The sequence below is a fragment of the Variovorax sp. GW821-FHT09B05 genome (genome assembly GCF_059418265.1).
The window spans coordinates 55855-79706 of record NZ_JBWKPN010000017.1; the positions used below are offsets into that span (position 1 = coordinate 55855).

Below are 23852 nucleotides of genomic sequence, written 5' to 3' on the forward strand. Positions count from 1 at the left end.
GCTTAGTTCCAGGCCGGCATGTCGAGGTGCCGAGCATTCGGGCCGCAGCTCCCGAACGTCGAGCGCGCGACGTCGACGGCTTGCGGCCCGCCTGCCAGGCGCGTCGCCGGGCTGCCGCAAAGCAGCTGCTGCCGATCCGCGATCGAGTGCATGCACAGTTCGCACGCCCGAAATGGCGTGGCCAGCGGCGGCCTCATGGGGGTTCCGTGGCCGACGCACAGCGGCGACACGGCCATGATGGTGATGGTCGGCGCGTTCACGCGCGCGACCCCTTCGCAGCGCGAGCGATCAGCTCTTGCATGCGCGCATTGACTGCATCCATCAGACGCACGTCGCCGAAGCAGTCGCGCGCCTCGGCGAACATGCCGGCGAGCTGCAGGAGATCGGTGGTTCCGAGCAGGCGCAGCAGGAAGTCGACCTCGGACGGAGGCTTGAGCTTGAAGAAGCGGAGGCCGAACATCAGTCCAGGCCCTCTACTTTTTCGCTGCCGGCAACGCGCATCAGACACATCACCGCGACGCCGATGAACGCACCGACGAGCAGGCCGACGAAGAAGGAGAGCGCGCTCATGCCGCGCCTCCGGTGTGCTTGGCAAGGACTGCGCGCGCCAGTTCCTGTTCAATCGGCCAAAAGTCCAGGCTGCTGCGCTCGAGCAGGCGCGACAGCGCGTCTCGCAGTTCGCGATTCGATTGCTCAAGTTCCGTGATGCGGTCGAGCATCTTGCCGAACGCGCGGACTGGCACCTGGGTTACCTGCACCGGGTTGCTGGTACGCAGGGCAGCACTCGACGGGGCAGTCCAGCCGGGCGGCGGGTCCGGCCCCTCGCAAAGGCGACAGGTTGTCAAAGGCAGGTGCCCGCAGGGCGTCTTTTGCGCGGCGCTCATGACGTCTCCTGCGCGCGAGCAACGCAGCTTTGACAGACATCGCCCACGTCCTCCCAGTACTGCCGCGTGAGCAAGCAGCCGCAGCGCGCGCAGCGATAGCGAGGTGCGGCGCTCATCGCGTCGCCCATCCCAAGATGCTCGGGACTAGCAGCGCCAGCACGAGCAGAGCAACGGCCGCTTTGACGACGACATCAGCGCGCCGCAATGCTCTCGCCTTGCGATCGGCCTGTGCCTCGAATTCCTTCACGGCCTGAATGTCGTGATGGTTCAGACGGTGCGCGTTCATGCCGCCTTCCTCCGCGGAGCCTCGACGATGCGCAGGACGGCCGACGGGAACATGTCGGCCTGCGGCGCGGTCCGCGCGTCGGCGCGCCGCGGCTTGCGGCGGCCGGCGGCCTGGCTCGCGAGCAGGTTGCGCACGCGCTCGATGGTGGCAGCCACGTTGGTGGCGCAGGCCGGCAGGTAGGGCGCGGTGATGTGCACCTTATGCGCCATCGGCGGAACGTAAGGCTTGTGCTGCGCGATCGGGACGACGGCAGCGGTGCTGGTGCGTGGCATGGTGATGCGGCTCCGGTTGGTGGATGAACTGATGGGGGGATTCATTGGTCGCTGGCGCTCAGCTCGCGCATGTGCGGAGCGAAGGCCTTCATGCGCGCGAGCAGCGCGTCGAGGCTGTTGGCGGTGCTGGCCGCTGGCGCGGCGGGCGCGATCTGGACGCACCTGGGCATGCGGAACGTGGTGCGTTCGCCTTCGATGTCGTGAATCTGCTCGGCCGGTGCCGCCGTGGTGGTCTTTGGCGGCTCGGGTGCCTCGATTTCGAGGGTGTCGAAGGCCTTCGGCCAGGCTTCGCCGCCGCGCATGAGCAGCTTTTGCGGCTCGCCCGTGAGGCGGACCGTACAGTTATTGAAACGAGTCCAAGGGCGGCCCAGCGCTTCGCGCTGGCCCTTGTCCTGCGCGGCTTCGCCGGCGCAGGAAAGCCACGCCTGCCGGCGGCTCACGAGCCAGTGCCCGACTCGCGTTTCGACGCCGACGACGGCCTTGCGGTCGATGGTCTCGCCATAGCAGTTCTTGCTGCCCTCGTTCACGCGCACGGCGGTGCGCAGCATCCAGTCACGGCGCTTGCGACACATGCCGCCCTGCGCGCGCACGTAGCCCTCCCATGAGGCTTGGATCGCGCCCTGTTTGTGGCAGGCCCACCATGCTTTGATGGCCGCGCTGTCGCCGAAGTCCAGGCGCAGCTGCGCGTGGTCGATCTGGTCTTTGGTGATGCGCCGCATTTCGCGCCACACCGTCACGCTCGGCTGTCCGATCGCCTGAAACTGCCGGATGCCCCAGGTGCTGGCCCAGGCGTCCACGCGCTGCCAGCCCTTGAACTCGCGCGTGTCCATGACGTGCTCGAAGCCGTCGATGGTGTCGGTGTGCTGGCCGACACCGGCGTCGCCACCGTCCTCTGCGCCGATGTTCTTGGCCACGTACTTCGCGACGTAGCCCGCGGCGCCGCCGCGCGTCATCGCGATGAACTTGCACCGGTTGCGCACCGCGCCGGGCTCATCGCCGGCATCGCTCAGCCAGTAGCCGCTGATGATCTCTTTTGCGAGCTGCGCATACTCGGGCGTGTGGAACCACAGAAGCGCATGCCAGTGCGGGCATCCGTCGTGATGCGGCTCGGCAACGCGGAAGCCGTAGGCGGTCACGCCCTTGCGCGCCATCTTGGCGCGGGCCTTGGCCCACATGCCGCACAGCCACTGCTGCGCGTCGCGCGGCGACTCGCCCTCGTATTTGCCGTTGCGCGTTGGTTTGGACCATCGCGACTTTCCGCCGGACAGCACGGCGTGGAAGCGGCTCGGGCACGTCAGCGTGAGAAAGAGGCCGTGATGCCCGTTGGCGTCCGCGAACTCTTCGCAGCCGCGGATGCGCGTCATCAGCTCGCCGCGGCGGATGTCGCGGTTGCTGGGCGACAGGGCGGCCAGCTCAGCCAAGCTGTAGACCTGGCCGGCTTCGTTGCGCATCTTCACGCGGGCCAGCAGATCGGCGTTTCGCTTGTTCTGGTCGACGCGTCGACGGCACGCCTCATCGCTCGCGTAGCCGCCATTCTTGTGGTGAACGACGGCCAGTTTGATGGCCGCGTGCTCAACGGTGCGCGCGACCTTCCGGCGAAGGGCGCGACGCCACCACTGTTCGTTGAGCCCTCGGGCGATCAGGCCCTCGGGCGTTTTCGCGTTGGGCTTGTCGACGCCGAGGCGCTCGCAGTAGTCGAGCACCACGTCGAGCCGGTCCTGCAGGCTCATGGGCATCGAGTGCCCGTTGAGCATGTCGTCGATCGTGCTGGCGCAGCGGCGCGCTCGCGCGCAGACCTCGGAGTCGCCGACCGCCCACTGCAAGATGTCTTTGTGCTCGTGCTCGAAAGCCCGCATCGCGTCGACGCGCGCAAGGTTCCAGCTCAGCCAGTCGCCACCGATGGCGTTGACGATCGGCTTGAGCGGCATGATGAGGTCGAACGCCGGCGCCCATTGCCGCGGCAGTCCGCCGCGCAGCCGCGAATCCATCTGCCGCGCGACCTTCGCGACGTGCTGATCGTGCGGCAGGCTGGACCGCTGCCGCATCCAGAAGACCGGATCGGGCTTGGTGTGGCGGTTGACGACGACGCGCATGGTGTGGCCTACAAGGTCAGCGCGAAGACCGTGCGCAGCTCGCCCTGCAGCTCGCGGATGGCATCGCTGACGGCAGTGCGTTCAAGAGGCGGCAGCTCGCGCCATGCGCGCTTGACGGCCACGCGGATGCCGTCGACGTCGTAGCCAGCCCAGAAGAGCAGCATGGCGCGCGTTCGCTCGGAGATTCCCTCCCATTCGCGCTCTGCGGCGACGATGTTTCGGGCGCTGCATGTGCCGCGCGCGAACTCTTCGCGCAGCTCTGCGATCCGCGCGGCGTGGCGTGCATAGAACGGGTTGGGCTTGCCATCGGGGATGTAGACGATTGGCTCGGGTGGACCGCTGGGCGCTGGGTGCTCTGGTGGCTCTGCGGGCATGCCGTCAGGAAGCGCGGGCGGCGTGTGCGTCGCCTGCCAAGCCGGCATTCAGCGGTGTGCCGGTGTCCTTCGCGGGGTGCCGCCCTTGCGTCTCCGCCGTGATGAATCCGGCCTCGATCCCCTCGATGACCCACTCGCGCAGGCATGTCGTTTCGACCGCGCGGCGACCGCGCATGAACACCACCCGGTCGCGACTGAGCACCGTTCCTTCCGCGTCGACATGGACGATGCGCCAGCCCGCGCGCCGCAGTGCGTTGGCGACGGCGTTCTGCACGACGGGATTGCGGTAGCTGATGAAGCCATCGTGCGTCTTCAACACGACGGGGTGCACACCACTGCTGCTGTATTCCTTGGGGGCGCCGTAGCGGCCATAGCCCATGGCCAGAGCGGTGATGTCGATCTCTGCGCCCTCCGCCCTCGCGGCGCGCACGATGGGATCCAGATCGGCCAGCTTGTCGGCCACGCGGCGGATCTCGGCGAGTCGATATGCATGGCGCTCGTGCTCCTGCAGCAGCACGCGATCAAGCAGCGGCAGGCGCTCCGATTCCTCGCGGGTGATCTTCTTCTGCGTCGGCACCTTGATGCGGTCGGCGGCAGAACTGAGGCGGCGGGCGTTGGTAGACATGACAGCGACTCCAGGGCGAAAAAGGCGTGAGAAGGGCCGCACGCCTTGAAAAAGGCGCGTGGCGGTTGCGTGGTGGGGGCGGGCGCGCCGAAGGGCGCGGGACTAGGTCAGTCCGGCGGGGCCGCCGGCATGGCGCTGCCGGTGCCCCAGTCGCTGATGGGCGTGTGCAGGTTCGCGAGGTACGCAGCTTCGTCGTCGGCGACGTTGCCTTCGTCCGCCAGCTGCAGGGCCAGCTGGCCGCGTTTGATGTGGCGCGAGAGCGGCAGCGAAACGTCTGCCGCGGGGATGCTGGAGAGCACCAGCACGCGCTGGAATTCGAGCGTTGCGACACCCGTGAACCCGCATGCCCAGTTGCGGCAGCGGTAGGTGATCTCGCGCATGGTCTTGCTCATGGCGCGGCTGTCGACGGCGACACAGCGCGTGCCGCAGTGCGGGCACTCGATGGTGATGCGCATGTAGCGGTTGCTGGCGTCGGCCGCTTGATCGTGCTCGCATGCGCTCATTTCGACTTCCCTCCCGATGCGACCAAGCGCGGGCCGCGGCGGCGGCCGGTGATGTTCTCGACGCCCTTGCGCAAGCGCGCCTTGGCGAGCCAGACGACGGTGTCCGCGATGGTGTCCAGTCCCTTGGCACGACGCACCCGGTCGAGCATCGCGTGCTCGGCGTCGTTCAGGTCGATCTGGTGACACGTCATCTTTTTGTCTGCCATTCGGCGGTGTTGCGGCAGGCTCTGCGCCTCGATTTGGCGACTGGCTTTAGCCCGCGGCGCGGGGCAGACTCACGGAGCCGTCGGCCATCGGCTCGCGGCTCACTCCGAGCAGCTCTTCGGCCTGACGGAGCGCCAACTCGCGGACGAGCGTGGTCGGCTGCTCGCCCAGGTAGTTGGCCAGCGCGCGCAGTAGCTTTTCCTCGTAGTCGTCGAAACGCACGGTGAGACGCTTGTCGCGGAGGCGCTTGTTGTCGGGGTACATCGTTGAAATTCCTTCGGGCAAAGGAGGTGTGTGGCTGGTGATGCGGGTTAGGCGGTAGCGGCGCCGGTGCGGGCGCGCTCGGCTTCGTACTGGTCGAGGCCCTTGAGGTAGACGAGGCGCGCGAAGTTGCCGAGCGATCGGCCTTCCTGCGCGGCGTACTGCTGGGTGCGCTCTTTTTCGGCGGGTGCCAAACGCATGGCGATCGGCGCCTCGTTCACGAGGCGGCTTTCCGGAGGTAGCTGCGGGCGACCACGGCGGCGGGCGGTGTGAGCCATGCGTTTAATATCCCGAACGGTTTAATGTGTGTGTGCGGCGGATTCTGAGCACTAAAAGGCTCGGAGTCAAGGGGTTTATGTGTCATTTGATGCTCAGTGCGGCGACAGGCTGCGGCAGGAGCGCGACCGCCTCGGACAGTCTCAGCAGGGCTTAGCCGAGCTGATCGGGGTTCAGCGGGCGATGTTGAGTCGATACGAACGGGGCCTAGTGGAGCCAGGCGCAGGCGTGTTGATGAGGATGGCCGGGGCAGGCGTCGATATCAACTTTGTGCTCTTTGGTACTCGTGCGGGCGCTGCGCGGACCCTGACGCCTGAAGAGGCCGCGCTTTTGGACAACTACAGCGCTGCGGACGAGCGAGGCCGCGCCGCGGCACGCGGCGTTCTTGATGCGCTCGCGCAACCGAAAAAAGCCAACGGGTAATTTCGGCTTTCTTATCGCAACCTTGTTGCGTTGGATCATGGCCGCCATGAGAGAGGCCGGAACAGACTCGGCACTCTAGGAGGGATGGTGCGAAGATTTTTTTCTGTATTGGCTCTTGCCACCGTGGCGTGGAGCGCTTCGGCCAGCGCTTCTGCTCAAGGGCTTCGCCCTCAGATGCTCGTCAAGACTGCGCCGGGCCCTCAGTTCGCGTGCGTGACGGAGGAAGACTTTCGGCGAGCTGTCAACTACTCGGTGAGGCGGGAGAGAGAAAAGTTTGCAGCGCTTTTCCATGACTTCACATGTCGACAGTTGCCGGATGGGCAGCGGTACAGGCTTCTGTCAGTGAAGCTCACAACCGTGGAGTTCATCCACGCCACGAACAAGGATGCGACTGCTGGAATGTGGGCCGACATCTCGACATTCGAGCCAGCCGACACAGCACGCTAGCGTCTCATTCGTCGATGCCGGCGCTTTCCTGCCCCTCGACGCCCTCGGCCTGCTCGGTCTCCAGCGTGATCTGGCTCACGTAGCCGCTGCCGTCGAGCGTGTGGCGCATGCAGGTGATGATCCAAGGCGTCTTGTCGATCTGCGGCTTGTAGCCAGCGACGCGCACCGGCCGCTGCGGTGTGAGATCCGCTCGGCCATAGGCGAGCGTGATCTCGAAGGCGAAGATGCCGCGTTGGATGCGCAGCCATTCAGCACGCGCCGCGGCGATCGCGTCCTCGCGGCTCGCAAACGTCGTGCGCAATTCCTTGGCGCGCCCGCTGATGCCAGCCACGGCCGCGCTTCGGTTTCCCGTCTTGATGTTGGTGTACATGGCGCGCACGCCGCTGTACGAGTCGCGATCGGCGCGGCTCCATCGGTGTTGGTCGCCGTCGACGCGGACGATCGTGACCGGGGGCAGCTGCTTGCCGCTCGGCGTGCGCGCGGCTCGCGCCTGGCTGAAGAGCAGCTTTCCACTCTTCACGGTGCAGATGCAGTCGTAGGTCTGCGCGAGGCGGCGCAGGAATGACGCATCAGACTCGCTGAGCTGGTCGGCGTGCTTGACCTTGCGAGCTGCGACCGCCTTGTCGATCGATGCCTCGATGCCGTTGCGCTTGGCCACGCTGGTGACGATCGCGCCGACGGTGGTGTCATGCCACGACTGATCGCGTAGGCCGCGCAGCGTGTCCAGCAGGTTCGCCGCACGGGCGCGGATGGTGATGATGTCGGGCGTGCCGGTGTACTCGACGGCCTGCACGGTGTATCGCCCCTTGTCGACCAGCCCGACGGGGAAGCCCACCTCATCGGCGGAGAGCTGGCGGTAGGGCGCCGCGGCCGGCTCGGCGCGCCAGCCGATCGCGACCTCGACGGTGTCGCCGGTGTCTGGCAGCTGTACCGCGCCGTCATGGTCGCTGACGACGAGTTCGATCTCGTCGGCATCGTTGGCGCGGTCATCGGTGATGTGCAGGCTGACGAATCGCGGCCTGATGCGGTCGGACACGTTCGCGCCGTTGACCGTGATGCGCCAGATGGGGGTGAGGTGCGCCGCCGGGCGTCCGCCGCCGTTGCTGGTGGCCGTGACCGTCGGCAGGGTGCTGGCGATGGTGTCGACGTCTGACATGGTCTCAGCCGCCGCTCACGCCCAAGGACTGGCCCAGCGTGCCGGCGGCGTCCTGCAGGATGGCGCCCAGGTCGCCCATGGCGTCCGAGATCATCTGCTGCGCGGTTTCCTCGGCGTCTTGGTCGACGCGCTGCAGCGTGATCGTGAACTCGATGCGCCGCGCCTCGCCGTCGACGTAGAAAAGGGTCTTGGTCTCTTGCAGCTCGGTGATGACGAATGCGCCGTAGATGGTGCCGGTGCCCTCGACCAGCACCCAGGCTGCGCCCTGATCGGCCATGAGGCGCAGCACGGCCAGGCTGGCCGGGATGCCAGCGAACTCGGGCAGCACCACGCCATTCAGCGTGATGACGTCGTCGCCCGGCCCGAGGTACTGCGTTGCGTTGCGCGCCCCGACGAGTGGCTGCGACGCGTGCTTCCAGCTGCTGCGCCGCTGCAGCTCCTGATAGCTCAGCGTGTCGAGCGAGAAAACGAAAAGTCCGAGGCAGAGCATGGCGGCGATCAGTTGTCGTAGTCGATGAAGGCGCCCCGCACGCGGGCGCGCTTGTCGGCATCGCGCTTGTCCAGCTCGGCGCGGATGGCGCGAGCGATACCCTGCGCGTCGCTGCCCGGCGTGGCGTTGATGTGGATGGTGATGGTGTCGCCCTGCACCACGATGTTTGCGGCGGGGCGCCCGGCAGCGGAGGCCGATAGCGGTGGTCGACTGTCGAACCCGTCGAGCGCGAGCGGAAACGCACCGGCCATGCCAGGCATGCCGATGGTGGTAGCGCCAGCCAGGCCGACCGCCGCGGCGCGGAGGATGGGCAGGGAGCGATCGATGCCGATGGCCGCACCCTCGACGATGTTGCCGCCGGCCTCCATGAAGAGGCGCGAGGGGCTGCGGATGCCGAGCTTCTCTTTGAACCAGCCGAGTGTGGATTCCGCGGCGCCGCTGATCGCGTCACGCACCGCGCCGAGTGCGCCGGTGATGCCGTTCACCAGCCCCTGCATCACCTGCGCGCCGAACGTCGTGAACTTCGCCGGTAGCTCGATGCCGAACCACTGCATCACCGAGGCAAAGGCCCGATAGAACAGGCCGAGCGGGGACCAGTTGAGGATCGCTGCGCCGACGGTGGCCAGCGCCGCCGGCACGGACCCGCCGAGGTACTGCCAGAAGGTCGAGAACGCGATCTTTACGCGATCCCACAGCCCTACGAAAAAGCCGCTGATCGGCCCCCAGTATTTGTAGATCAAGAATGCTGCGGTGGCGATCGCAGTGATGGCGAAGCCGATCGGCGTCATGAGCATCGCCCGTCCCAGCCACAGGACACCCGTCGCAACAAATCCTAGACTGCGCCCGAGCAACGTGAGCAGCGGTGCCAGCGGCGCAGCCTTGATGCCGAACAGACCCAGTCCATAGCGGATGACGGCGAACGGGCCGAGCAGCGCCGCGGCGCCCAAGCTGACCGCCCCGAAGCCCGCGGCCAGCAGGCCCAGCCACAGCACGGCCTTGCCCATGTAGGAGGCGAGCATCGGGTTTTCGCGCGCGAAGTTGGTGATGCCCTGCATCGCACTGGTCACGGTTTCGATCAGGCTCAGATACGTTGGGAGGATCGCGCGGCCGGCCTCCTGCATGGCATCGTGAAAGCGCGCCATCGTCTCGACCTCGCGGCCGCTGACCGTGGTGCGTGCTCTGTTATCGAGCTGGTCGATGCCGAACGCGCCGGCGTTGAGCTTGGCGTTCTTGTGGATCTGCTCGCGCATCTGGAACATCATCCCGAACAGGCCCGAGGCCGTGCGGTTGCTGAAGATGCCGCCAATGGCGTCGAGGACTTCTTTCTCTCCCGTGATGCCCTTGGCCGCGAGGGTCGGCAGCAGAACCTTTTCCATCCATTCGAATTGGCTCTTTTGGAACAGCTCGGCGCCCTTGATCGCGCCGACGCCCAGCTGCGCGATCTGTCCTGCTTTGTCGTGCGTGACCTTCGACGGGTCGGCGATCAGCCCGAGCGAATCCATGAGTTTGGCCGCGCGCTTCGTCGTCTTGCCTTGGTAGACGTTCTGATAAGCCGACATCGTCGCCGTGCCCACGCGATTGCCACCCATCGCTTGAACGAGCGGTTCCAGCTGGTAGTACATCGCATCGTCGCGCAGCCCCCGCGCGGCCAAGCCGCCGGTCTTGATGAAGTCGAGCCACTGCGTGGAGTCGACGCGACCGCCGGTGGCCGTGATGACGCGTTGAACCATGTCCGCCTGCTTGATGAAGTCCGCTTCGCTGTTCAGGCCGTTGCGGGCCTCGATGACCTTCAGCATGTCCATAAACTTGGCTTCGTTCTCCTGCCCGTTCTCGGCGCCGAAGATGGCCGTGTTGGCGAACTTCATTTTTGCCAGCGTGGGCATCACCATCTCTGCGTGATGCACGTCGGCAAATGCCGTGGTGGCATCCAGCATCAGACCCATGTTGTCATTCATGCTGGTGCCGAACGTCTTCATACGCTTCGCATACTCGATCGCGCGCTCGGTGTCCTCGGGCTTGAGCCCGAGCGCCGCGAGGCGCGTGGTCGTGGTGTCGTACTGGCGCACCTGGTGCAGCGGCTCGGTGACGGCGCGGCGAATGCCGTAGGCGGTGCCGAGGCCCGCCGCGCCTGCCATGGCCAGGTTTCCCGCGACCGCGCGCGTCTTGCCGAAGGTCTCGCGCCTCTGCGCCTTCCTGGCCGTGACGGTGGCCAGCGCTTCGAGGCGGGCTTTCTGCTGGGCGATGGTCGCGTTGGTGGACGTGATCTCGCTGCGCAGTCGGGTCTGGTCGGCGGTGAGGTTGCGGATGCCGCTGGCGGTGGCGGCCGAACGCAGCTGCAGCAGCGAGGTGCGCTGCTTGTCATAGGCCGCGGTGGCCTTCGCAAGCTGCCCTTGCAGCGCGCGCGCCTGATCGCTGTTGGCGCCGTAGGTGCGGGTGACGCTGGCCAGGTTGGTCTGCAGCACCTTCAGGCCGGTGCTCTGCTTGGCCAGCTCGCCCTGGTATTTGCGGATGCCGTCGATCTGCGCGAGCTGCCCGTTGAGCAGCTTGAGCGCGTCGCGCGATTGCTTCAGGCCGGCGGCCGCGGCGCGGCTCTGCTTGTCGAGCGGCTTGAGCTCAGCCGCGGCCTTGGCGGCCCCGGCCAAGATCAGTTTGAGGGTTAGGGGGGACGCCATGGCGGTGATGCGATGTGGTTCAGTCGTCGTGCTTGCTGGGGGCGTAGCGCCGGCGCGCGCCCTCGCGCCGCTCCATCAGCTCGGACAGGCTCATGCTGTCCATGTCGACCGGCCGCCAGTGGAAGACGAACGACAGGTCATCCATCGCGTCCTCTACGTGGTCGACAAGACCGCGTCCCGGACGGACCTCTTCAGCAAAAAACTGATGACGACGCCCCCCGCTTCGGAGAGGTCGGCCGGGTCGAGCTGTGCGCACTCGTGCGGCGTGAGGCTCGGCGACGTGATGCGCGGCAGCAGCTTCAGGATCTCGTCGGCGTCGGCCTGATGCAGGCGCTGCAGCGACAGCCCGCGCAGCTCGCCGGCGTTCGGCTTGCGTAGCGTGATCTCGGCGATGGTGGTGGTGCCGCGCTGGATGGGCACGTCGAGCGTGATGGTGTTGGGCACGCTGGCCGCGGGTGCCAGGGCGGCGCTGGGCAGGCTGTGCGCGTGGGCGCCGATGTCCTGGCCGCTGCCGACGTTGACGGATTGGGTGTGGTCGCCTTCGGCGGCGGTGCTGGTGTGGGCGTGGACATTCATGGCAGAGCCTCAGTGAAAGGATTTGGGGGGCGATGGGCGGAGAGCTGCGGCGCGCCGCGTCAGAGCGAGACGCCGAGGCCGATGGCCAGACGGATGGCGGCGTAGACGTCGACGCCGCCGGTCTTGAACACCATGCCGGGCACGTCGATCTCGAGCAGCTCGGCGCCGTCGACGGTGACCTTGTAGTAGCTCAGCGCGACCTTGAAGTCGTGGTCGTTGTCGTCGCCGGCCTTGGCTTCGTTGGGGTTCCACTCGGTCATACGGCCGCGGGTGATGACCTCGACCGCGCTCACGACGCCGGTTGCGTCATCCTGATAGGCACCAGCCCAACGGAAGACGTTCCCGCCCACGGTCTGACTGCCGAGCATCGTGATGAGCTGGGTTTTCAGGCCGCCGGCCTTGATGCCCAGCTCCATTTTTTCATGGCCGAGATCGACCTCGACGGGGCCATGCATGCCACCGGCGCGGTATTCCTCCATCTTCTTCGTGATGGTCGGCAGCGTGACGCTCGGGATCTCCCCGACCCACGACTCGCCGTCGCCGAACAGGGCGAAATTCTTGAGTTTCTTGGGCATGCCCATGGTGTGCTCCTATGCGGTGTGCGGTGCGATCGATCAGGCGGCCTGCACGGCCGCGGCGAAGTTGGCGAGAAAGTCGTCGGTGATGGTCTGGTTGAAGCCCAGGTCTTCCAGCGGCGGCACCGGCGTGTACCGGTAGCTGATGCGCAGCCGGCCCTGGGCCAGCTCTTCCTTCGGGTTGAGATCCGGATTGAGGAAGGCTTCGAAGCCGATCAGGTAGCCGCCCGTGACCAGGTCGCGGCCCTTGGCGTTGATGTTGGCCAGCATGTCCTTGACCAGGCTCGGATGCATCGGCTTGTCCACGAACGTGAAGTGCGCCTCGGCCATCGTGTCGGCCAGCACCTGGGCCGTGCGGGTGTAGTTCTCGAAAAAGAACTTGCCGCCCTGGGCTTCGGTCGTGCGGTTGCCCCAGAAGCGATAGCCGCTGCGGTTGACGATGGTGGTGACTTCGAGCGAGTTGAGGTAGGTGGTGTCGCTGCTCACGCTCTGCAGGTCGAAGAAGACGTCGCTGGTGATGCCCTGCGGTCCGTTGACGACGATGTTGGACAGCGTCTTGTGCCAGCCGATCTGCTGGTCGATCTTGGCGCGCAGGCCGAGGGCATAGGCCGTGGCCGGCACCGCATCGGGCTCGTTCGTCTCGATGTTCCAGGCGAGGAAGTTGGGCCAGATGACCATCAGGTCGCGCTTGCCGAACTTGGCGCGGTAAGTCGTGGCTTCTTCCTTGGTGGTCGCGTAGGCCATGCCGTCGGCCTTGCGAGCGGCCACGTAGCCGAAGCCGCGCAGCTGCTCGGCGACGACGCCGATTTCGACCGCGACGGCCTCGGTGTCGAGCCCGGGCGTGCCGATGATGCGCGGCTTCACGCCCAGCTGGCCCTGCGCAGCCAGCAGCGCCTGCAGGCCCGTCTTCTGGCCGCCGGCGGTGGTCGTGCCGATGACGTTGGTGGTCGTGGCCGCGGCGTCGGCGCCGGGCTCGACTCGCACCACGATGGTCAGGGCCTGGGATTGCTGGCTGATCGCCTTGAGCGCCTGCGCCAGCGTGCCGGTGGCGCCGGCCTTGCCCACGCTGCCGCCCGGGTTGGTCAGCAGCACGGGCGTGTTGAGCGGGAACGCGTCCGCCTCGGCGGCCGGCGCGGTTGCGACGATGCCGATGATGGCCGTGGACACGACGCGGATCGTCGCGCCGCCTTCGTTGACCTCGAAGACGCGTACACCGTGGTGATATTCGGTAGACATGGGAAAGCTACTCCTGTTGGGAAGTGGTGGCGTTGATGAGGGCCGCGACGTCGGGGTTGGCGGCGATGAATGCGGCGAGCTTTTCCGCGGCCGAGGGCTCTGCGGTGATGGTGGAGGCGGGGCGCGTGACCAGCTCCCACGCGTGGCCGTTGTAGCGAGGCCATTTGTCTTCGGGCCAGTCGCCGAGCCAGTCGTAGAAGCCACCGTCGTTGCGGGTGACTTCGATCCAGCCCTCGGGCATGTCGGCCAGCACGGCGCCGGCGGGAACGTGGTAGACGCCCTCGCCTGGCTGGGCGATCGATTCGAGCGCGGGCACGACGGCGATGAGCAAGCCGGCGCCGTTGAGCTGGAAGGCGGGTACGCGGTCGGTTTCGGTGGCCATGCTCAGAGCGCCCGGATGATGGGAACGTAGGCGCGAGCGTTCGGTCGCGCGTGGTCGCCGCCCTCGGCGCCGGCGGATGCGTTGTGCTTGTGGCGGCCGGCGTCTCGGGTTCTCCCGGTGTGGCTGTGTTTGCCCGCTCGCGTCGTGCCCGAGCTGATCTTCCCGGTGCCATTCGTGAGCGTGTGGCCGAACGGGCCGAAGATGACGCCGCCGGCGTTGTAGATCGCGCCCTCGGTGTTGAGCATGTGCTCGTGCTCGCCGTTCTCGTCGATGTCGACGACATGCGAATGGTCACCAGTCTCCGCGATGTTGATGGGGTGGTCGTGGCGCTTGTTGGTGCTGCCGAGCCATACGCCCAGAGACATGGCGCCGTCGAGCCCGCGGCCGAGGTCGGCGTTTCCGTCGAAACCGCCGCGATCGTCGGGCACATTGAAGGTCGTGAATCCGTCGCCGGCGCCGTAGCGCGTCCCCAGCACAGCAAAGAGCGCCGGGAAGGCCTCGCGGCTCAGCGCCGCGCCATCGCGAATGACCCAGCCGTTTGGCAGGTTGGCCGTTGGCCAGTGCGCGGGCATGCCGATGGGCCCGGCGCGATCGGACTCGGCCTTGCTGTAGACGCCGAGGTTGGCGCGCGCGGTAGCGGCGTTCTCGATGTCGGACAGGTTCTTGCTGCGCAGCAGTGGGTCGGGTGCGTTGCCCGTCGGTTCGTTCTGCGCCGCGATCAGTTTGGTGCCGGCGGGGTAGCTGGTGGCCAGCGCCAGGCGCGTCGTGATGACGGGATCCTTGGTCCACTGGTCAGCGCGCAGCCGGACGCCGTCGATGTACACCGCCAGGCCGCGCGTGGTCGTGGCCGCGAGATCCACCACGGTCTGGCCGAGCGCGAGGGTCTGCGTTTCCTCGATCGTGTCGACGGTGACGTTGATCGCGTCGATGTCCTGCCAATTCGCATCGCCGTCGGTGTTGCTCTGCTTGGTGAGCACCTGGCCGGTAGTGCCGCCGGGAAACACGATCCCCGGCTTGACGTAGTTGATGACCCAGCTCTGGGTCGCGATGGTGACGTTGGGATCGATCTGCAGCGCGACCGTCTCGGCGTTGGCCGGCTGAAATGCGATGCGCAGCGTGATGTCGCTGGCGGTGCCCTCGGCCGGCAGCGGCTTGTAGCTGTCCGGCAGGTTGCAGACGGTGAACAGGTTGCCGTTGCTGTCGATGAGGCCCGCTTCGCGGATCGTCCAGCCGCCAACCGCGGCCGGAATGACGCCCTCAGCGATGTAGAGGATGTCGCTGTCGGGATCTTTGTAGATGCGGTTGATGGTGCCGCGCCAGCGCTCGCGGACCAGCGTCGTCATGCCGACGCTGGGCTGCACTGGGTTGCCGCCGCCATCGCCGATGACCATGGCCACCAGCGTGATCTGTGCGTTTTCCGCCATGGCCCGCGCGGTCTCGCGCAGGCCGATGGTGGTGTGGATGCTCTTGAACGCCATGCATCCACTTTGCCGGCGATTCCGCGCGTGCGCGAGCGACGGTGACGGTGAGGGCGGCGGGTACTGATGGCCGATTCTTCGGCCGGCCGCCGCAACGAACTTCGACGCGTGGCGATATGCCGGGGCTTACACGCTCTGCCCGCTAGCTACCGACCGACCTCCATCAGACCACTGCGATTCCTTGCCCTGCCATGCGAGCCTTGGACCTCCCGTAGACCGCCAGCAGCTCAGCGCTGGAGAGCGCGCGGTCGTAGAGGATGAACTCCGCGTAGTGGTAGTTGCCGGCCGCACCGGTCGCGTACCAGCCATTGCCGAGCGCCCATTTGCGGCCGCTCGCGATATGTGCGCCCACACCTGCGGCCTCGAGCGGAGCGGCGCCCCCGACCAGCGTTTTCATGGCGTGCGATGAGTCGGCTTTGAAGTCCACAGAAGTGGCGACGAAGTACCACGCATCACCGGCGACTGCCGCTGTCGTGTCGAGGGAACTGGCGAAGCCCGAGTAGGAGGCGAACACCTTGCGCGCCGCGCCGGCGCCGGAAAGGAACGTCAGGTTGTTCGCCGCGGGCGACGCGACCACGGTCCCGAACAAGGGCTTGATGCCCGTGGGCTGTGGCGAGGGCTCGCGAACGATCGTGCACAGCGTGTACTTCCCGAGCGCCGCTTCGTCGAGGTCGGACAGCAAGGCGTTGCCCGCGAGGCTCGAAAGCGAAAGGTAGCTTGACCCATAGGCCGCGACCGCTGCCTGGGGGGTCAGAACACGCTGCTTGTTCAATCCAACCAGTCCCGCGCCATCGCCCGTGTTGAAAACCCAATGATCGTAGGAGTCCAGTTCGTAGCTGACACCCAAAGCGTCGATGTCGGCGCTGTCGATGAGGGGCAGGGACGGGTCGAAGACCGAAATTGGAAGGCGCGTGAAGAGGCTCATTTCATTCCCCGAGGGTGAGCACCGGCATTTGGAAATGCGGGCATACGTTGTAGAGCGGATAGCTGGTGCTACCGATGTTGATGACTGAGGGGTCGCTGTCTCGGAGGTTGGTTGACGCGCCTTCGGTGATGGCCAGGCCAGCGCCCAGATAGTCCATGCCCGCCCGGAACCACGCCTCGCCGGTCGGTAGCGCCGACAGGGTGACCAGCAGATCATTGCCGTCGACGGTAATGCTGCTGATGGTCGGCGTGCCGGCCTCGTCGAGAACCTTGAACCCGAAGTTTGTCGTAGGCGCCATGGTCGCGGTGTCGAGCACCAGAGGGCCTACCGGCACGTCGAACCGTACCCGGATGACCTTTCCGCGCCGCGTGGCCGAGATCGGTTCGATCCACTTCGGACGTTTCCCATCGATGACCATGGTCTTGTAGGCTTTGCCGAAGTAGGCCCCCAGGCGCTTGTATCCGACGGCCGTCAGGTGAACCATGTCGGCTGCGTGCGGCAAGTGATAGGTCGGCGTCACCATCACGAATCGCGGATTCTTCCGGGCCAAATCGAGCTGCGCATTGGCCTGGGCCGGCCAGACCCGCGCGCCGTAGCTCATCTGATACGTCAGCAGATAGACCGGCGCGGCCTGGCCCGTGATGGCGCGGATGTCCGTGTCGATGTCCACCTGAAGCTGTTCCAGCGCTGCTCGATAGGCGGCATAGGGAGTGCGCGTGCCGCTCACAGCGTCGTTCTCGCCCTGTATCCACCCCACCGCATGCACAGCGTGATCGGCCGATAGGACGTGCGCGCCGCTGACATGCGCGAGCAGTGTGGGATACCACGCCGAGGCCTTGTTCAGCTGGTCGATCCGGTAGCTACCGTGACCCGCGGTCGATGCCAGGATGATGTGGTCGCCGGGGCTGAAGCCGTCGATTGCAGCGAGCATCGTGGCGTAGTTCGCCGCTCCGGAGCACACCGTTTCCCCGCGATTCGACGCACCGTCGGGCGCCGGTAGCGCGTCTTCCACCAGCGGTTTCAGCCCTGAGAAGTCGTTTCCAGCCGCGCGCGGGCCGCTCGTGAAGGTCTTGTTCTGGTAGGGCTGCGTGGTGCTGATGACCGGGATGGCGGTCGCACCCACGGACAGCGATTGCCCGTAGAACAGAAAGTGGTTGAGCGCCTTCGCAATCGGCTTCTGCGTCAAGCTGTTGAGCGGCGAGTAGGTGAGCGGCATCGCCGCGCTCGCGCCACCGTCGGACAGGCCCGGACCTTTCCACTTCTTCGCGGCGACGTCCCACCACAGCAGCGCGCGGTTGTAGGCATCGGAGACCAGCGGGATGATCGCGGTCGTTGATCCGTGGTAGTTCGCCTGGTTGAAGGAGCCAAAGATCCCCTTGACCGCGGGCGGTAGCGTCGACTTGGAGATCAGCCCAATGCCGAAAAGGCTTTTCGTCAGCGTGTCGTAGCCGAACAGCACACGGTTGTTGAGGTCCACAACGAAGGGGTGAAACCTGCCGGCGGCCTTGTTGCGCAGCATGCCGCCGTTCGCCAGAAAGCCGCGAGTCGCGATCGTTCGCTGGTCAGCCGCGACAACGGCGGCCTTCGACGCATAGGGCGCGCCCAAGGGCGTAGAGGACGCCGGGCCGTCCTTTCGATAGGCCTGTAGTGAGCCATCGGGCAGGGGCGCAACGTAGCCGCTTCCGATGGCGAGTGCGGCGTCGCCTTCGGCTTCGCCCTTGGTGCCGTAGAGCTTGGCAGTCGCGATCGCGGCATCGCGCGCCAGGCTCGCAGTGGCAGCATCTTGCGAGACCTGAATAGCGCGCTGGTCGACAAGCGCCGCGGCATCGTTGAAGTCCCCGATGCTGCGATCGACAGCGTCGGCCGCTTCGCTCTTCATTTCGGCCGCGAGCTTGCGCAGATTCGGCAGCGGCCCAGCCCCTGTTTCGATGTCGCCCGCGGGCGCGTTCAGGAACTCTTGGAGCGTGTCTACGGCCTGGCCGAAGGGAACGACTTTTCCGTCGAGTGGGGAGGTCATAGGTCGTTGGGGATGGTGAGCTTTGCCGGCATTGACGACACGATGGCGCGCAGCTGATCGACAGCGCCCGCAGCTTGGGCATATCCGTTGACGGCGCCTTCGATCAGGAGATCCAGCGCGCTGATTCCGTCGTCGTAGTTCGGGGTTCCGTCGCTGATCGTGACTTCTGCGCCACTCAGCGCGACCGATGCCCAGCGCGGGCCGCTGGTCGACCGGATGAAGATGTCGACGCCAGCGAGGTGCGAACGCGTGTTCTTGTAGCGATGCACGACCCGACGAACCTGCGCCAGCTGCGAGGCCGAAAAGCCGATCTGCTCGGCCTCGATGCGGATCCGGAAGGTGTACGGCGCGCCCAGCGGGCTCTGCTGGAACCACTCCTGCACGCGCGCGGGCAACCCCATTGCTGTAACGGCGCCTTGCACAGCGCCATACGTGGCCTTGATCCGCTTGAGCGGCAGCGTCTTTGCGATGACCTCGCGCTTGGTCTCGATCGACCACGCGTCATCCCACTCTTCGACACGCCAGGCATAGGCCAACCACGGCAAGAGCGACGGTGGGCAGGCCTGCGCGCTCCAGACGTCGCGCACCGGGACAGGCGTGGCGCTGACACGCGCATCAGCCAGCGCCGCGGCACGCTCCAATGCCGATGAGTTCGATGGGAGCAGGGTGGCGGCGTCCGTCATTCCTCGGTCTCCACGTCGACGGTGATCCCCGTGCAGTAGCCGGCCTGTCCAACGCTCATCATGATGTCGGCCACCGGCGTCGCGAGCGTGCCGCGCAGCACCCCGGGTTTCTTCAGCGCGCCGTAGATGCCGAGGATGCTGGGGTCAGCGCCGAGGCGATGCACGCTGCTCGCATACTCCTGCGCGGCATCCAGCGCCGCCTGGCGCACGATGGCCGCGTCGCTGCCGCTGTCGATGATGAGCGAGGCGTCGATCGTGTAATGGACGATGCTGGCCGACAGGACGGTGACGTTGTCGGTAAGCGGGCGCACGGTCTCTTTCGCGAGGGCCGCGCGCACCAGTTCCAGCAGCTCAGGACTCGCGGTGCCGTCGCCGATGCGGGATAGCACGTAGACCACGACGTAGCCCGGGGTCGGGCTGTAGACCGAGACGTCGAGCACCTGGCCGCTGGCCGATCGTGCGTGAAAGATGTAGCTGTCGTCGCTGCCCGCCGTGGTGTAGGCCTCCAAGCTGAGCAGGATGCGGAATCGAAAATCCGCATCGCTCTCCATGACCGCCGCGACCGGCGGCAGCGCCGTGTCATCCGCCGGCGTGATGGTGAGTCGACCGACGCCGTAGTTGGCGCCGATGTTGTCGAGGTCGTCGCGGACGGCGTGCGCGATCATCACGGCGCGCGTGGCATCGTTGACGCGCTGCCGTAGCAGCAGTTCGCGGTAGGTGCTGGTCTGGAGCAGCTTGTTCAGTGGCTCCGATTCCAGCGACAGCACCGTCTGGATGGCCGCGCGCTGTTCTTCCGGGAGCGCGTCGACCAGCTCCTGCTTGCGGGTGGCGAGCAGGGCCTCGAATTCCAGCGGCTCGATGATGTTGGGCGCAGGAATCTGCGAGAGGTCGATCATGCGCGGCCCTAGAGGGTGACGGTGGAATTGACCGCGGCGCCGCTCGCCAGGTCGCGCCGCGCGATGGCGATGACGCATCGGCCCTGCGCGTTGAAACTCGTGGTGATGCGCTGCACGCGGGTGCGCGGCTCCCATTTCATGATGGCTTGCGCCGTGGCCGCGATGAGCCGCAGCCGGTTGGCCTCGGTCGCCGGATGGTCGACCAGCTGCGGCAGATAGCTGCCATAGGTGCGGCGCATCAGCCGATCGCCGATGGACGTCGTGAGGATGTCGGCGATGGACTGCGAAATGTGGTCGCGCAGCGCGATGGATCGCCCGGTGGCGCGGGACATGCCGGTCATACGACGGGGACCCCGCTGATGTTCTCGCCTGCCTCGACGCCGCTGGTGCGGTGCGTCTTGAGGCTGATCTCGCCCGCCGTGACGTCTTCGTCGGCGTGCATGGTGCTTGTGGTCTCGATCTCGCGCGTCGAGTAAATCGGCAGGTTGAGCCGCGCCTCGCCCGTCGAGCCCGGCACGCCGCCGGTCCCGAAGCCGGCCATGCCACCCATGAAGGTCAGCAGGCCCAACACCGTCATGTTTCCGGTGGTGGTGGTCTGCGGCGCGTCCAGCGTGATCTGCTGCGAGTGCACCGTCGCGCTCTCGCTGGCGGTGACGTCCGCCGTCTTGCAGCGCACCGTGATGGAGTCGGGCACGGTGATATCGGCCGTGGCGCCCTCGGGCAGATCGACGCGCAGCGCGTGCGCGGCGTGGTCGTACTCGACGACGGCGCCATCGGGGTACTTCGTGACGGTCTTGTTGGGGTCGGAGCTGGGCGCCGGATGCGTCGCCGTGGGCAGGCCCGCCAGCACGATGCCGCCCTCGGTCCGCCCGCCGGGCGAGAACAACACCACGCACTCGCCGGCAGTCGGCGGGTTCCATGTGCCGGTGTCGCCGGCGCGCTGCTCGATGTAGGGCCGCCAGTCCGTGCGGACGCTGTCGGTCAGCTGGACTCGCACCAGCGGCGGCGTCGCTCCGTGGTCGACCTCGGCGATGGTGCCGACGCGCACGATGTTCGCAATCTGGCGCTGCAGGTCGGCGAGCAGTTGGTTGGGGTCGACAGGTCCGGGCATGCGGTCACTGTGCCGGACGCCTCGCGCGTGTGCGAGCAGCGCTTTGTGTGCGCGCGGCGGGGACTGTCGGTCCCGTGATGCCGGCCGCTGCCGGCGGGCGTCAGCTGCCGGCGTTGATGTGCTGCAGCAGGATGTCGGTGATCGCGTCGATGTCGGCCTCGGTGAACCCGAGCAGTTCCCGCTTGGGGTATTTCACCGTTGGGCTACCGGAACGGCGCCAATCGACCTTGTCGCGCAGCCCCTTCTGGTGGACCAATGCGATGAATGCGCTTGAGCCTCCGATCGAAAGCGTCGCGCGCTCGGCGGTGGCCGACTTTTTCAGACGCGAGGCCTGACGCATCTTCTCGAACATGGTCCGGCGGATCTTGCCCTTCTTGTTCCGCAGTCGCGGCTTCCGCGGCTCGTATGGGGACCCGTCGGGGTTGCGCTGTTCTGCGATGCGTCCCGCGTTGCTGCGACGCATGTACGTCGACACCTGCACCATCGCCGCACGCCGGCGCTGCACCGAGAGCCCTGCCATCAGCGGGGCGACCCAATGCGCGAGGCGCGAGAGATCGTCCGCCACGATCAGGCCCCGTCGATCGGCTCGACGCGCCACTCGGCCGCGAGGTCGAGCGCCGTTTCGACCTGGCCGGCAGTCGCGAGCAGCGGCTCGCCGATGTGCCGCGTGGTGAGGCGATTGACGCCGTCGACGGTCTCGCCCGTCACGGCGACGCCCTCGGTGAGGTCGATCTCGATGCCGATGTCGGAGGTCTTGTGGTCGATGATCTCCGACTCGAAGCGAAAGCCCTTCATGCGCCGCTCCGGGTTTTCGAACAGGTCGGGCTGGTGCTGCTTGAGCCACGCGACCAGCGGCACGATCAGCACGTCGGTGCTGTCCGCCCAGTCGGTGATGACGATATTGACCGTGTACCGGTATTCAAACGACAGCGCCGGCGTGCCGGTGTGCAGGACATTCCCGCGCTCGATGAACACCGTCAGCTTTTCCGGGTTCGTGGCCAGATCCGGGCACGCGCGCGCCAGGTGGTCGCGCAGCAGCTGCGGCTTCTTCATGGCTCAGTGCTGGGCGGCCTCTTCGCCGGCGCCGCGGCCGAGTAAGGCGCTGTCGGCGCGGATGACGTCGGCGAGAAGTTCGATTCGCTGGTCTCGGTCGACAAGGTCAGCGCGGAGCGACTCAGCCAGGAGTCGACCCGCTGCAAGATCTCCGTCGAGTCGGGCCGCATGGCTTGCAAGACGGTGGCGCTCAGCTTCGCCGGCCTCGGACATTGCACGGTATCCGGCGGCGCGGCTTTCGGCGGCGCGCTGCAGGCGCTCAGCATCAGCGATACGAGCAGCGCCGTCGGCAGCAGCAGGAGCCCGCGCAGCGTTGAATTTGTCGGTTGCTTGGGTGATGTCGTTCGCATGGCTTCTTTCCTCGGTGCGTGCTTCGTCGGTCTTGCCGGCGGCTTCGATCGCTCGGGCGGCGACGTCGCCATCCCATTTCTGCTGGACGCGCGCGGCGCCGTGGCCATCGCCGATCCAGTACGCGGGCAGGGCAGCGCCGGCGGCGACGAGCACCGCGGCGGCCAGGGCGAGAAGGGCCGCTCTCATGGCAGCGCGGGCGTGGAGAGCAGCGCGTCGAGCGCGCGGTTGCAACGCTCCGCGCGATCGGTGCGGCCGGCCATCGCCGCGCCGTTGATGGCGCGCGTGATGGTGTCGAGCTGCCAGAGGTCGGCGCGGGCGTTGAGGCCGTTGGCCTGCCAGTACCACGCGCCGGCGAGCGTAGCCACGTCGAGATCCGCGACGCGGTCGGGCTGCTGTTCCAGCGGGAGCCCGAGCTTTTCGCCGGCGCGCCGGTAGTTGCCGCGGCCGGTGAGCTGTGGCAGGCCTCGGCCGCGGTAGGTCCAGCCGTCGCCGCTCGCTTCGTTGCCGTTGCCGTTGCGGTTGGCATAGACCCGGTTGGCCAGGGCCTTCGGCAGTCGCACGAACGCGCGGGCCTGTTCGACCTGGCGCAGCGCCGAGAACATCTTCGCGATGCGCGTGGGATCGGTGTAGTAGAGGTTCTCTTCCAGGCGCGTGAAACCGCTGGTCTCGTGGCCGTACTGGCCGATGAAGGCCGCGACGCGCCGCGGCGTTTTGATCTCGAAGCGCGCGAAGGCGGCGAGCAGATGCGGAAGAATGGCGCGGGCGACCGTCGGGTTGATGCCGGCCGCGATCAGCTGGGGCAGAGCGAGGTTCATGGGTTGGGCGTCCTGTTGATGGATTCCTGTTTGATGAGTCGCGCCGCGATGCCGATGACCGCAAGCACCCGGATGCACCACTTCGCGGCGGTGGGGAGTTCGTCGAGCCAGCCCATCGCCGCGACCGCGTTGTAGATGTCGGGGAAGGCGCCGATGAACAGGCACACCAGCACGCTGGCCAGCTTCAGCGCCTGGCGCCATTCGGGGATGGGTTTGATGCTCATTTGGTCGATCCAGGTTTGCGGCCAGGGTTGATGCCGAGCGCGTATTCGGCGTTGCCCATGCGGAACTCCATCACCGTCATCTGCGACTGGATCTGGTTGAGGTCGGCCAACTTCTTGTTGACCTCGGCGAGCTGGCTGGCGATGTTGCGCAGCTCGTAGGCTTGCTCACTCGCGCCCATGGTGCGGGTTTCGAGCGTGCGGATGCGTTCCTCGTGGCGGCTCACGCCCGAGTCGACTTTGAGCGCCCAGCCGGCCACGAACGTACTGCCCGCGATGACCAAGCCGATGAGGTAGGTGATGGGCACTTTGAGATCCAGCAGCTTGGGCTTCGATGTGTTGTCGGTCATTGGTCAGTCCCAAAGCTGGACGGTCGCGACGACTGGCGCCGCGGTCGGCTGATCGGGCAGGGTGATGCGCTGCCCGAGCGCGAGGACAGGGCCGGCATCGGCGAGACCCGGATTGAGCTCATAGACGGCCTCGGTGACGCCTGCCGTGCTGCCGAGGTGCCGCAGGCAAAGCATGTCGACGGTGTCGCCCTGGCTGGCGATGACGATGCGCGGCATG

General features: G+C 66.8%; 37 protein-coding genes and 1 pseudogene. 2 read left to right on the plus strand and 36 right to left on the minus strand.

Translation table 11 applies throughout. The annotated features are described in order from the left end of the window. Nucleotides 1-2 precede the first annotated feature (2 nt). The 13 genes from AC07RM_RS33170 to AC07RM_RS33230 all read right to left on the minus strand — a co-directional run bounded on the left by AC07RM_RS33170 (nt 3) and on the right by AC07RM_RS33230 (nt 5780). Nucleotides 3-260 (minus strand): hypothetical protein, encoded by a 258-nt coding sequence (locus tag AC07RM_RS33170; protein ID WP_495337169.1) that lies wholly within the window; start codon nt 258-260, stop codon nt 3-5. Beyond that, a complete protein-coding gene (locus AC07RM_RS33175) occupies nt 257-460 on the minus strand; it encodes a hypothetical protein (protein ID WP_495337170.1) in 204 nt (67 codons plus the stop codon). Before AC07RM_RS33175 ends, AC07RM_RS33170 begins: the two co-directional genes overlap by 4 nt. Continuing rightward, nucleotides 460-570 (minus strand): DUF3789 domain-containing protein, encoded by a 111-nt coding sequence (locus tag AC07RM_RS33180; RefSeq protein WP_495337171.1) that lies wholly within the window; start codon nt 568-570, stop codon nt 460-462. Before AC07RM_RS33180 ends, AC07RM_RS33175 begins: the two co-directional genes overlap by 1 nt. After that, nucleotides 567-884, minus strand: a complete 318-nt coding sequence (locus AC07RM_RS33185; protein ID WP_495337172.1) for a hypothetical protein — start codon at nt 882-884, stop codon at nt 567-569. The genes AC07RM_RS33180 and AC07RM_RS33185 overlap by 4 nt, the downstream gene beginning before the upstream one ends. 112 nt (nt 885-996) lie before the next feature. After that, on the minus strand, nt 997-1170 hold the full coding sequence (locus AC07RM_RS33190; protein WP_495337173.1) for a hypothetical protein: 174 nt from the start codon (nt 1168-1170) through the stop codon (nt 997-999). Further along, the gene (locus tag AC07RM_RS33195) at nt 1167-1442 is read right to left on the minus strand and encodes a hypothetical protein (protein WP_495337174.1); all 276 of its coding nucleotides are present in this window, start codon (nt 1440-1442) and stop codon (nt 1167-1169) included. The genes AC07RM_RS33190 and AC07RM_RS33195 overlap by 4 nt, the downstream gene beginning before the upstream one ends. Before the next feature lie 41 nt (nt 1443-1483). Further along, nucleotides 1484-3535 carry a replication endonuclease gene (locus AC07RM_RS33200; protein ID WP_495337175.1) on the minus strand — a complete coding sequence of 684 codons (2052 nt, stop codon included), beginning with the start codon at nt 3533-3535 and terminating at the stop codon, nt 1484-1486. Nucleotides 3536-3543: 8 nt separating this feature from the next. Continuing rightward, the gene (locus tag AC07RM_RS33205; protein ID WP_495337176.1) at nt 3544-3909 is read right to left on the minus strand and encodes a hypothetical protein; all 366 of its coding nucleotides are present in this window, start codon (nt 3907-3909) and stop codon (nt 3544-3546) included. A 4-nt stretch (nt 3910-3913) separates the two neighbouring features. After that, the gene (locus AC07RM_RS33210; RefSeq protein WP_495337177.1) at nt 3914-4534 is read right to left on the minus strand and encodes a hypothetical protein; all 621 of its coding nucleotides are present in this window, start codon (nt 4532-4534) and stop codon (nt 3914-3916) included. Between the two features lie 107 nt (nt 4535-4641). Next, the gene (locus AC07RM_RS33215; RefSeq protein WP_495337178.1) at nt 4642-5037 is read right to left on the minus strand and encodes an Ogr/Delta-like zinc finger protein; all 396 of its coding nucleotides are present in this window, start codon (nt 5035-5037) and stop codon (nt 4642-4644) included. Next, nucleotides 5034-5243, minus strand: a complete 210-nt coding sequence (locus AC07RM_RS33220) for a hypothetical protein (RefSeq protein ID WP_261212982.1) — start codon at nt 5241-5243, stop codon at nt 5034-5036. The genes AC07RM_RS33215 and AC07RM_RS33220 overlap by 4 nt, the downstream gene beginning before the upstream one ends. A gap of 46 nt (nt 5244-5289) precedes the next feature. Further along, entirely contained in the window at nt 5290-5505 is a 216-nt protein-coding gene (locus tag AC07RM_RS33225) for a hypothetical protein (protein ID WP_261212985.1), read from the minus strand. Nucleotides 5506-5552: 47 nt separating this feature from the next. After that, nucleotides 5553-5780 carry a hypothetical protein gene (locus AC07RM_RS33230; protein WP_495337179.1) on the minus strand — a complete coding sequence of 76 codons (228 nt, stop codon included), beginning with the start codon at nt 5778-5780 and terminating at the stop codon, nt 5553-5555. A gap of 79 nt (nt 5781-5859) precedes the next feature. Here AC07RM_RS33230 and AC07RM_RS33235 point away from each other — a divergent pair. Further along, nucleotides 5860-5964, plus strand: a pseudogene (locus AC07RM_RS33235) (hypothetical protein); the annotation flags it as partial. A 21-nt stretch (nt 5965-5985) separates the two neighbouring features. On the opposite strand, the gene AC07RM_RS33240 reads toward AC07RM_RS33235, so the two are convergent. Next, the gene (locus AC07RM_RS33240; RefSeq protein ID WP_495337257.1) at nt 5986-6249 is read right to left on the minus strand and encodes a hypothetical protein; all 264 of its coding nucleotides are present in this window, start codon (nt 6247-6249) and stop codon (nt 5986-5988) included. Nucleotides 6250-6285: 36 nt separating this feature from the next. Between AC07RM_RS33240 and AC07RM_RS33245 the strand changes: the two genes are divergently transcribed. After that, nucleotides 6286-6648: a hypothetical protein gene (locus tag AC07RM_RS33245; RefSeq protein ID WP_495337180.1), complete on the plus strand. Its 363-nt coding sequence runs from the start codon at nt 6286-6288 to the stop codon at nt 6646-6648. 4 nt (nt 6649-6652) lie between these two features. On the opposite strand, the gene AC07RM_RS33250 is transcribed toward AC07RM_RS33245, so the two are convergent. The 22 genes from AC07RM_RS33250 to AC07RM_RS33355 form a co-directional block, all read right to left on the minus strand. Further along, the gene (locus AC07RM_RS33250; RefSeq protein ID WP_495337181.1) at nt 6653-7804 is read right to left on the minus strand and encodes a contractile injection system protein, VgrG/Pvc8 family; all 1152 of its coding nucleotides are present in this window, start codon (nt 7802-7804) and stop codon (nt 6653-6655) included. 4 nt (nt 7805-7808) lie between these two features. Next, nucleotides 7809-8294, minus strand: coding sequence for a phage tail protein (locus tag AC07RM_RS33255; RefSeq protein WP_495337182.1), 486 nt, complete (start codon nt 8292-8294; stop codon nt 7809-7811). Between the two features lie 8 nt (nt 8295-8302). Then, nucleotides 8303-10966: a phage tail tape measure protein gene (locus AC07RM_RS33260; RefSeq protein ID WP_495337183.1), complete on the minus strand. Its 2664-nt coding sequence runs from the start codon at nt 10964-10966 to the stop codon at nt 8303-8305. Nucleotides 10967-10985: 19 nt separating this feature from the next. Beyond that, nucleotides 10986-11111, minus strand: coding sequence for a GpE family phage tail protein (locus AC07RM_RS33265; RefSeq protein WP_261213003.1), 126 nt, complete (start codon nt 11109-11111; stop codon nt 10986-10988). A gap of 8 nt (nt 11112-11119) precedes the next feature. Further along, the gene (locus AC07RM_RS33270; RefSeq protein ID WP_495337184.1) at nt 11120-11542 is read right to left on the minus strand and encodes a phage tail assembly protein; all 423 of its coding nucleotides are present in this window, start codon (nt 11540-11542) and stop codon (nt 11120-11122) included. Nucleotides 11543-11601: 59 nt separating this feature from the next. Further along, a complete protein-coding gene (locus AC07RM_RS33275; RefSeq protein WP_495337185.1) occupies nt 11602-12123 on the minus strand; it encodes a phage major tail tube protein in 522 nt (173 codons plus the stop codon). A 33-nt stretch (nt 12124-12156) separates the two neighbouring features. After that, on the minus strand, nt 12157-13353 hold the full coding sequence (locus AC07RM_RS33280; protein WP_495337186.1) for a phage tail sheath subtilisin-like domain-containing protein: 1197 nt from the start codon (nt 13351-13353) through the stop codon (nt 12157-12159). A gap of 7 nt (nt 13354-13360) precedes the next feature. Next, complete coding sequence (locus AC07RM_RS33285; RefSeq protein ID WP_495337187.1) at nt 13361-13735, minus strand: phage tail protein; 375 nt, start codon at nt 13733-13735, stop codon at nt 13361-13363. A gap of 2 nt (nt 13736-13737) precedes the next feature. Further along, complete coding sequence (locus AC07RM_RS33290; RefSeq protein ID WP_495337188.1) at nt 13738-15213, minus strand: phage tail-collar fiber domain-containing protein; 1476 nt, start codon at nt 15211-15213, stop codon at nt 13738-13740. A 163-nt stretch (nt 15214-15376) separates the two neighbouring features. Further along, complete coding sequence (locus tag AC07RM_RS33295; protein WP_495337189.1) at nt 15377-16138, minus strand: hypothetical protein; 762 nt, start codon at nt 16136-16138, stop codon at nt 15377-15379. Nucleotide 16139: 1 nt separating this feature from the next. Further along, nucleotides 16140-18155, minus strand: a complete 2016-nt coding sequence (locus AC07RM_RS33300; RefSeq protein WP_495337190.1) for a sialate O-acetylesterase — start codon at nt 18153-18155, stop codon at nt 16140-16142. Then, nucleotides 18152-18838: a phage tail protein I gene (locus AC07RM_RS33305; RefSeq protein ID WP_495337191.1), complete on the minus strand. Its 687-nt coding sequence runs from the start codon at nt 18836-18838 to the stop codon at nt 18152-18154. The genes AC07RM_RS33300 and AC07RM_RS33305 overlap by 4 nt, the downstream gene beginning before the upstream one ends. Further along, nucleotides 18835-19734: a baseplate assembly protein gene (locus tag AC07RM_RS33310; RefSeq protein WP_495337192.1), complete on the minus strand. Its 900-nt coding sequence runs from the start codon at nt 19732-19734 to the stop codon at nt 18835-18837. The genes AC07RM_RS33305 and AC07RM_RS33310 overlap by 4 nt, the downstream gene beginning before the upstream one ends. 8 nt (nt 19735-19742) lie before the next feature. Beyond that, entirely contained in the window at nt 19743-20066 is a 324-nt protein-coding gene (locus AC07RM_RS33315; protein ID WP_495337193.1) for a GPW/gp25 family protein, read from the minus strand. A gap of 5 nt (nt 20067-20071) precedes the next feature. Further along, nucleotides 20072-20845 (minus strand): phage baseplate assembly protein V, encoded by a 774-nt coding sequence (locus tag AC07RM_RS33320; protein WP_495337194.1) that lies wholly within the window; start codon nt 20843-20845, stop codon nt 20072-20074. Between the two features lie 100 nt (nt 20846-20945). Continuing rightward, nucleotides 20946-21410 carry a phage virion morphogenesis protein gene (locus tag AC07RM_RS33325; protein ID WP_495337195.1) on the minus strand — a complete coding sequence of 155 codons (465 nt, stop codon included), beginning with the start codon at nt 21408-21410 and terminating at the stop codon, nt 20946-20948. A gap of 2 nt (nt 21411-21412) precedes the next feature. Next, entirely contained in the window at nt 21413-21898 is a 486-nt protein-coding gene (locus AC07RM_RS33330) for a phage tail protein (RefSeq protein ID WP_495337196.1), read from the minus strand. 3 nt (nt 21899-21901) lie between these two features. Further along, nucleotides 21902-22435 carry a hypothetical protein gene (locus AC07RM_RS33335; protein ID WP_495337197.1) on the minus strand — a complete coding sequence of 178 codons (534 nt, stop codon included), beginning with the start codon at nt 22433-22435 and terminating at the stop codon, nt 21902-21904. Further along, nucleotides 22432-23064: a glycoside hydrolase family 19 protein gene (locus AC07RM_RS33340; RefSeq protein WP_495337198.1), complete on the minus strand. Its 633-nt coding sequence runs from the start codon at nt 23062-23064 to the stop codon at nt 22432-22434. Before AC07RM_RS33340 ends, AC07RM_RS33335 begins: the two co-directional genes overlap by 4 nt. Further along, nucleotides 23061-23288, minus strand: a complete 228-nt coding sequence (locus tag AC07RM_RS33345; RefSeq protein ID WP_495337199.1) for a DUF7940 domain-containing protein — start codon at nt 23286-23288, stop codon at nt 23061-23063. The genes AC07RM_RS33340 and AC07RM_RS33345 overlap by 4 nt, the downstream gene beginning before the upstream one ends. Further along, nucleotides 23285-23635: a hypothetical protein gene (locus tag AC07RM_RS33350; protein ID WP_495337200.1), complete on the minus strand. Its 351-nt coding sequence runs from the start codon at nt 23633-23635 to the stop codon at nt 23285-23287. The genes AC07RM_RS33345 and AC07RM_RS33350 overlap by 4 nt, the downstream gene beginning before the upstream one ends. A gap of 3 nt (nt 23636-23638) precedes the next feature. Next, a complete protein-coding gene (locus AC07RM_RS33355) occupies nt 23639-23851 on the minus strand; it encodes a tail protein X (RefSeq protein ID WP_495337201.1) in 213 nt (70 codons plus the stop codon). Nucleotide 23852 lies beyond the last annotated feature (1 nt).

What these genes read in the sequence shown, in the direction of transcription:
- AC07RM_RS33175 (WP_495337170.1), bottom strand. Translation starts at nt 460, where the DNA reads ATGTTCGGCCTCCGCTTCTTCAAGCTCAAGCCTCCGTCCGAGGTCGAC.
- AC07RM_RS33180 (WP_495337171.1), bottom strand. Translation starts at nt 570, where the DNA reads ATGAGCGCGCTCTCCTTCTTCGTCGGCCTGCTCGTCGGTGCGTTCATC.
- AC07RM_RS33185 (WP_495337172.1), bottom strand. Translation starts at nt 884, where the DNA reads ATGAGCGCCGCGCAAAAGACGCCCTGCGGGCACCTGCCTTTGACAACC.
- AC07RM_RS33190 (WP_495337173.1), bottom strand. Translation starts at nt 1,170, where the DNA reads ATGAACGCGCACCGTCTGAACCATCACGACATTCAGGCCGTGAAGGAA.
- AC07RM_RS33195 (WP_495337174.1), bottom strand. Translation starts at nt 1,442, where the DNA reads ATGCCACGCACCAGCACCGCTGCCGTCGTCCCGATCGCGCAGCACAAG.
- AC07RM_RS33200 (WP_495337175.1), bottom strand. Translation starts at nt 3,535, where the DNA reads ATGCGCGTCGTCGTCAACCGCCACACCAAGCCCGATCCGGTCTTCTGG.
- AC07RM_RS33205 (WP_495337176.1), bottom strand. Translation starts at nt 3,909, where the DNA reads ATGCCCGCAGAGCCACCAGAGCACCCAGCGCCCAGCGGTCCACCCGAG.
- AC07RM_RS33210 (WP_495337177.1), bottom strand. Translation starts at nt 4,534, where the DNA reads ATGTCTACCAACGCCCGCCGCCTCAGTTCTGCCGCCGACCGCATCAAG.
- AC07RM_RS33215 (WP_495337178.1), bottom strand. Translation starts at nt 5,037, where the DNA reads ATGAGCGCATGCGAGCACGATCAAGCGGCCGACGCCAGCAACCGCTAC.
- AC07RM_RS33220 (WP_261212982.1), bottom strand. Translation starts at nt 5,243, where the DNA reads ATGGCAGACAAAAAGATGACGTGTCACCAGATCGACCTGAACGACGCC.
- AC07RM_RS33225 (WP_261212985.1), bottom strand. Translation starts at nt 5,505, where the DNA reads ATGTACCCCGACAACAAGCGCCTCCGCGACAAGCGTCTCACCGTGCGT.
- AC07RM_RS33230 (WP_495337179.1), bottom strand. Translation starts at nt 5,780, where the DNA reads ATGGCTCACACCGCCCGCCGCCGTGGTCGCCCGCAGCTACCTCCGGAA.
- AC07RM_RS33240 (WP_495337257.1), bottom strand. Translation starts at nt 6,249, where the DNA reads ATGGCGGCCATGATCCAACGCAACAAGGTTGCGATAAGAAAGCCGAAA.
- AC07RM_RS33245 (WP_495337180.1), top strand. Translation starts at nt 6,286, where the DNA reads ATGGTGCGAAGATTTTTTTCTGTATTGGCTCTTGCCACCGTGGCGTGG.
- AC07RM_RS33250 (WP_495337181.1), bottom strand. Translation starts at nt 7,804, where the DNA reads ATGTCAGACGTCGACACCATCGCCAGCACCCTGCCGACGGTCACGGCC.
- AC07RM_RS33255 (WP_495337182.1), bottom strand. Translation starts at nt 8,294, where the DNA reads ATGCTCTGCCTCGGACTTTTCGTTTTCTCGCTCGACACGCTGAGCTAT.
- AC07RM_RS33260 (WP_495337183.1), bottom strand. Translation starts at nt 10,966, where the DNA reads ATGGCGTCCCCCCTAACCCTCAAACTGATCTTGGCCGGGGCCGCCAAG.
- AC07RM_RS33265 (WP_261213003.1), bottom strand. Translation starts at nt 11,111, where the DNA reads ATGGATGACCTGTCGTTCGTCTTCCACTGGCGGCCGGTCGACATGGAC.
- AC07RM_RS33270 (WP_495337184.1), bottom strand. Translation starts at nt 11,542, where the DNA reads ATGAATGTCCACGCCCACACCAGCACCGCCGCCGAAGGCGACCACACC.
- AC07RM_RS33275 (WP_495337185.1), bottom strand. Translation starts at nt 12,123, where the DNA reads ATGGGCATGCCCAAGAAACTCAAGAATTTCGCCCTGTTCGGCGACGGC.
- AC07RM_RS33280 (WP_495337186.1), bottom strand. Translation starts at nt 13,353, where the DNA reads ATGTCTACCGAATATCACCACGGTGTACGCGTCTTCGAGGTCAACGAA.
- AC07RM_RS33285 (WP_495337187.1), bottom strand. Translation starts at nt 13,735, where the DNA reads ATGGCCACCGAAACCGACCGCGTACCCGCCTTCCAGCTCAACGGCGCC.
- AC07RM_RS33290 (WP_495337188.1), bottom strand. Translation starts at nt 15,213, where the DNA reads ATGGCGTTCAAGAGCATCCACACCACCATCGGCCTGCGCGAGACCGCG.
- AC07RM_RS33295 (WP_495337189.1), bottom strand. Translation starts at nt 16,138, where the DNA reads ATGAGCCTCTTCACGCGCCTTCCAATTTCGGTCTTCGACCCGTCCCTG.
- AC07RM_RS33300 (WP_495337190.1), bottom strand. Translation starts at nt 18,155, where the DNA reads ATGACCTCCCCACTCGACGGAAAAGTCGTTCCCTTCGGCCAGGCCGTA.
- AC07RM_RS33305 (WP_495337191.1), bottom strand. Translation starts at nt 18,838, where the DNA reads ATGACGGACGCCGCCACCCTGCTCCCATCGAACTCATCGGCATTGGAG.
- AC07RM_RS33310 (WP_495337192.1), bottom strand. Translation starts at nt 19,734, where the DNA reads ATGATCGACCTCTCGCAGATTCCTGCGCCCAACATCATCGAGCCGCTG.
- AC07RM_RS33315 (WP_495337193.1), bottom strand. Translation starts at nt 20,066, where the DNA reads ATGTCCCGCGCCACCGGGCGATCCATCGCGCTGCGCGACCACATTTCG.
- AC07RM_RS33320 (WP_495337194.1), bottom strand. Translation starts at nt 20,845, where the DNA reads ATGCCCGGACCTGTCGACCCCAACCAACTGCTCGCCGACCTGCAGCGC.
- AC07RM_RS33330 (WP_495337196.1), bottom strand. Translation starts at nt 21,898, where the DNA reads ATGAAGAAGCCGCAGCTGCTGCGCGACCACCTGGCGCGCGCGTGCCCG.
- AC07RM_RS33335 (WP_495337197.1), bottom strand. Translation starts at nt 22,435, where the DNA reads ATGAGAGCGGCCCTTCTCGCCCTGGCCGCCGCGGTGCTCGTCGCCGCC.
- AC07RM_RS33340 (WP_495337198.1), bottom strand. Translation starts at nt 23,064, where the DNA reads ATGAACCTCGCTCTGCCCCAGCTGATCGCGGCCGGCATCAACCCGACG.
- AC07RM_RS33345 (WP_495337199.1), bottom strand. Translation starts at nt 23,288, where the DNA reads ATGAGCATCAAACCCATCCCCGAATGGCGCCAGGCGCTGAAGCTGGCC.
- AC07RM_RS33350 (WP_495337200.1), bottom strand. Translation starts at nt 23,635, where the DNA reads ATGACCGACAACACATCGAAGCCCAAGCTGCTGGATCTCAAAGTGCCC.
- AC07RM_RS33355 (WP_495337201.1), bottom strand. Translation starts at nt 23,851, where the DNA reads ATGCCGCGCATCGTCATCGCCAGCCAGGGCGACACCGTCGACATGCTT.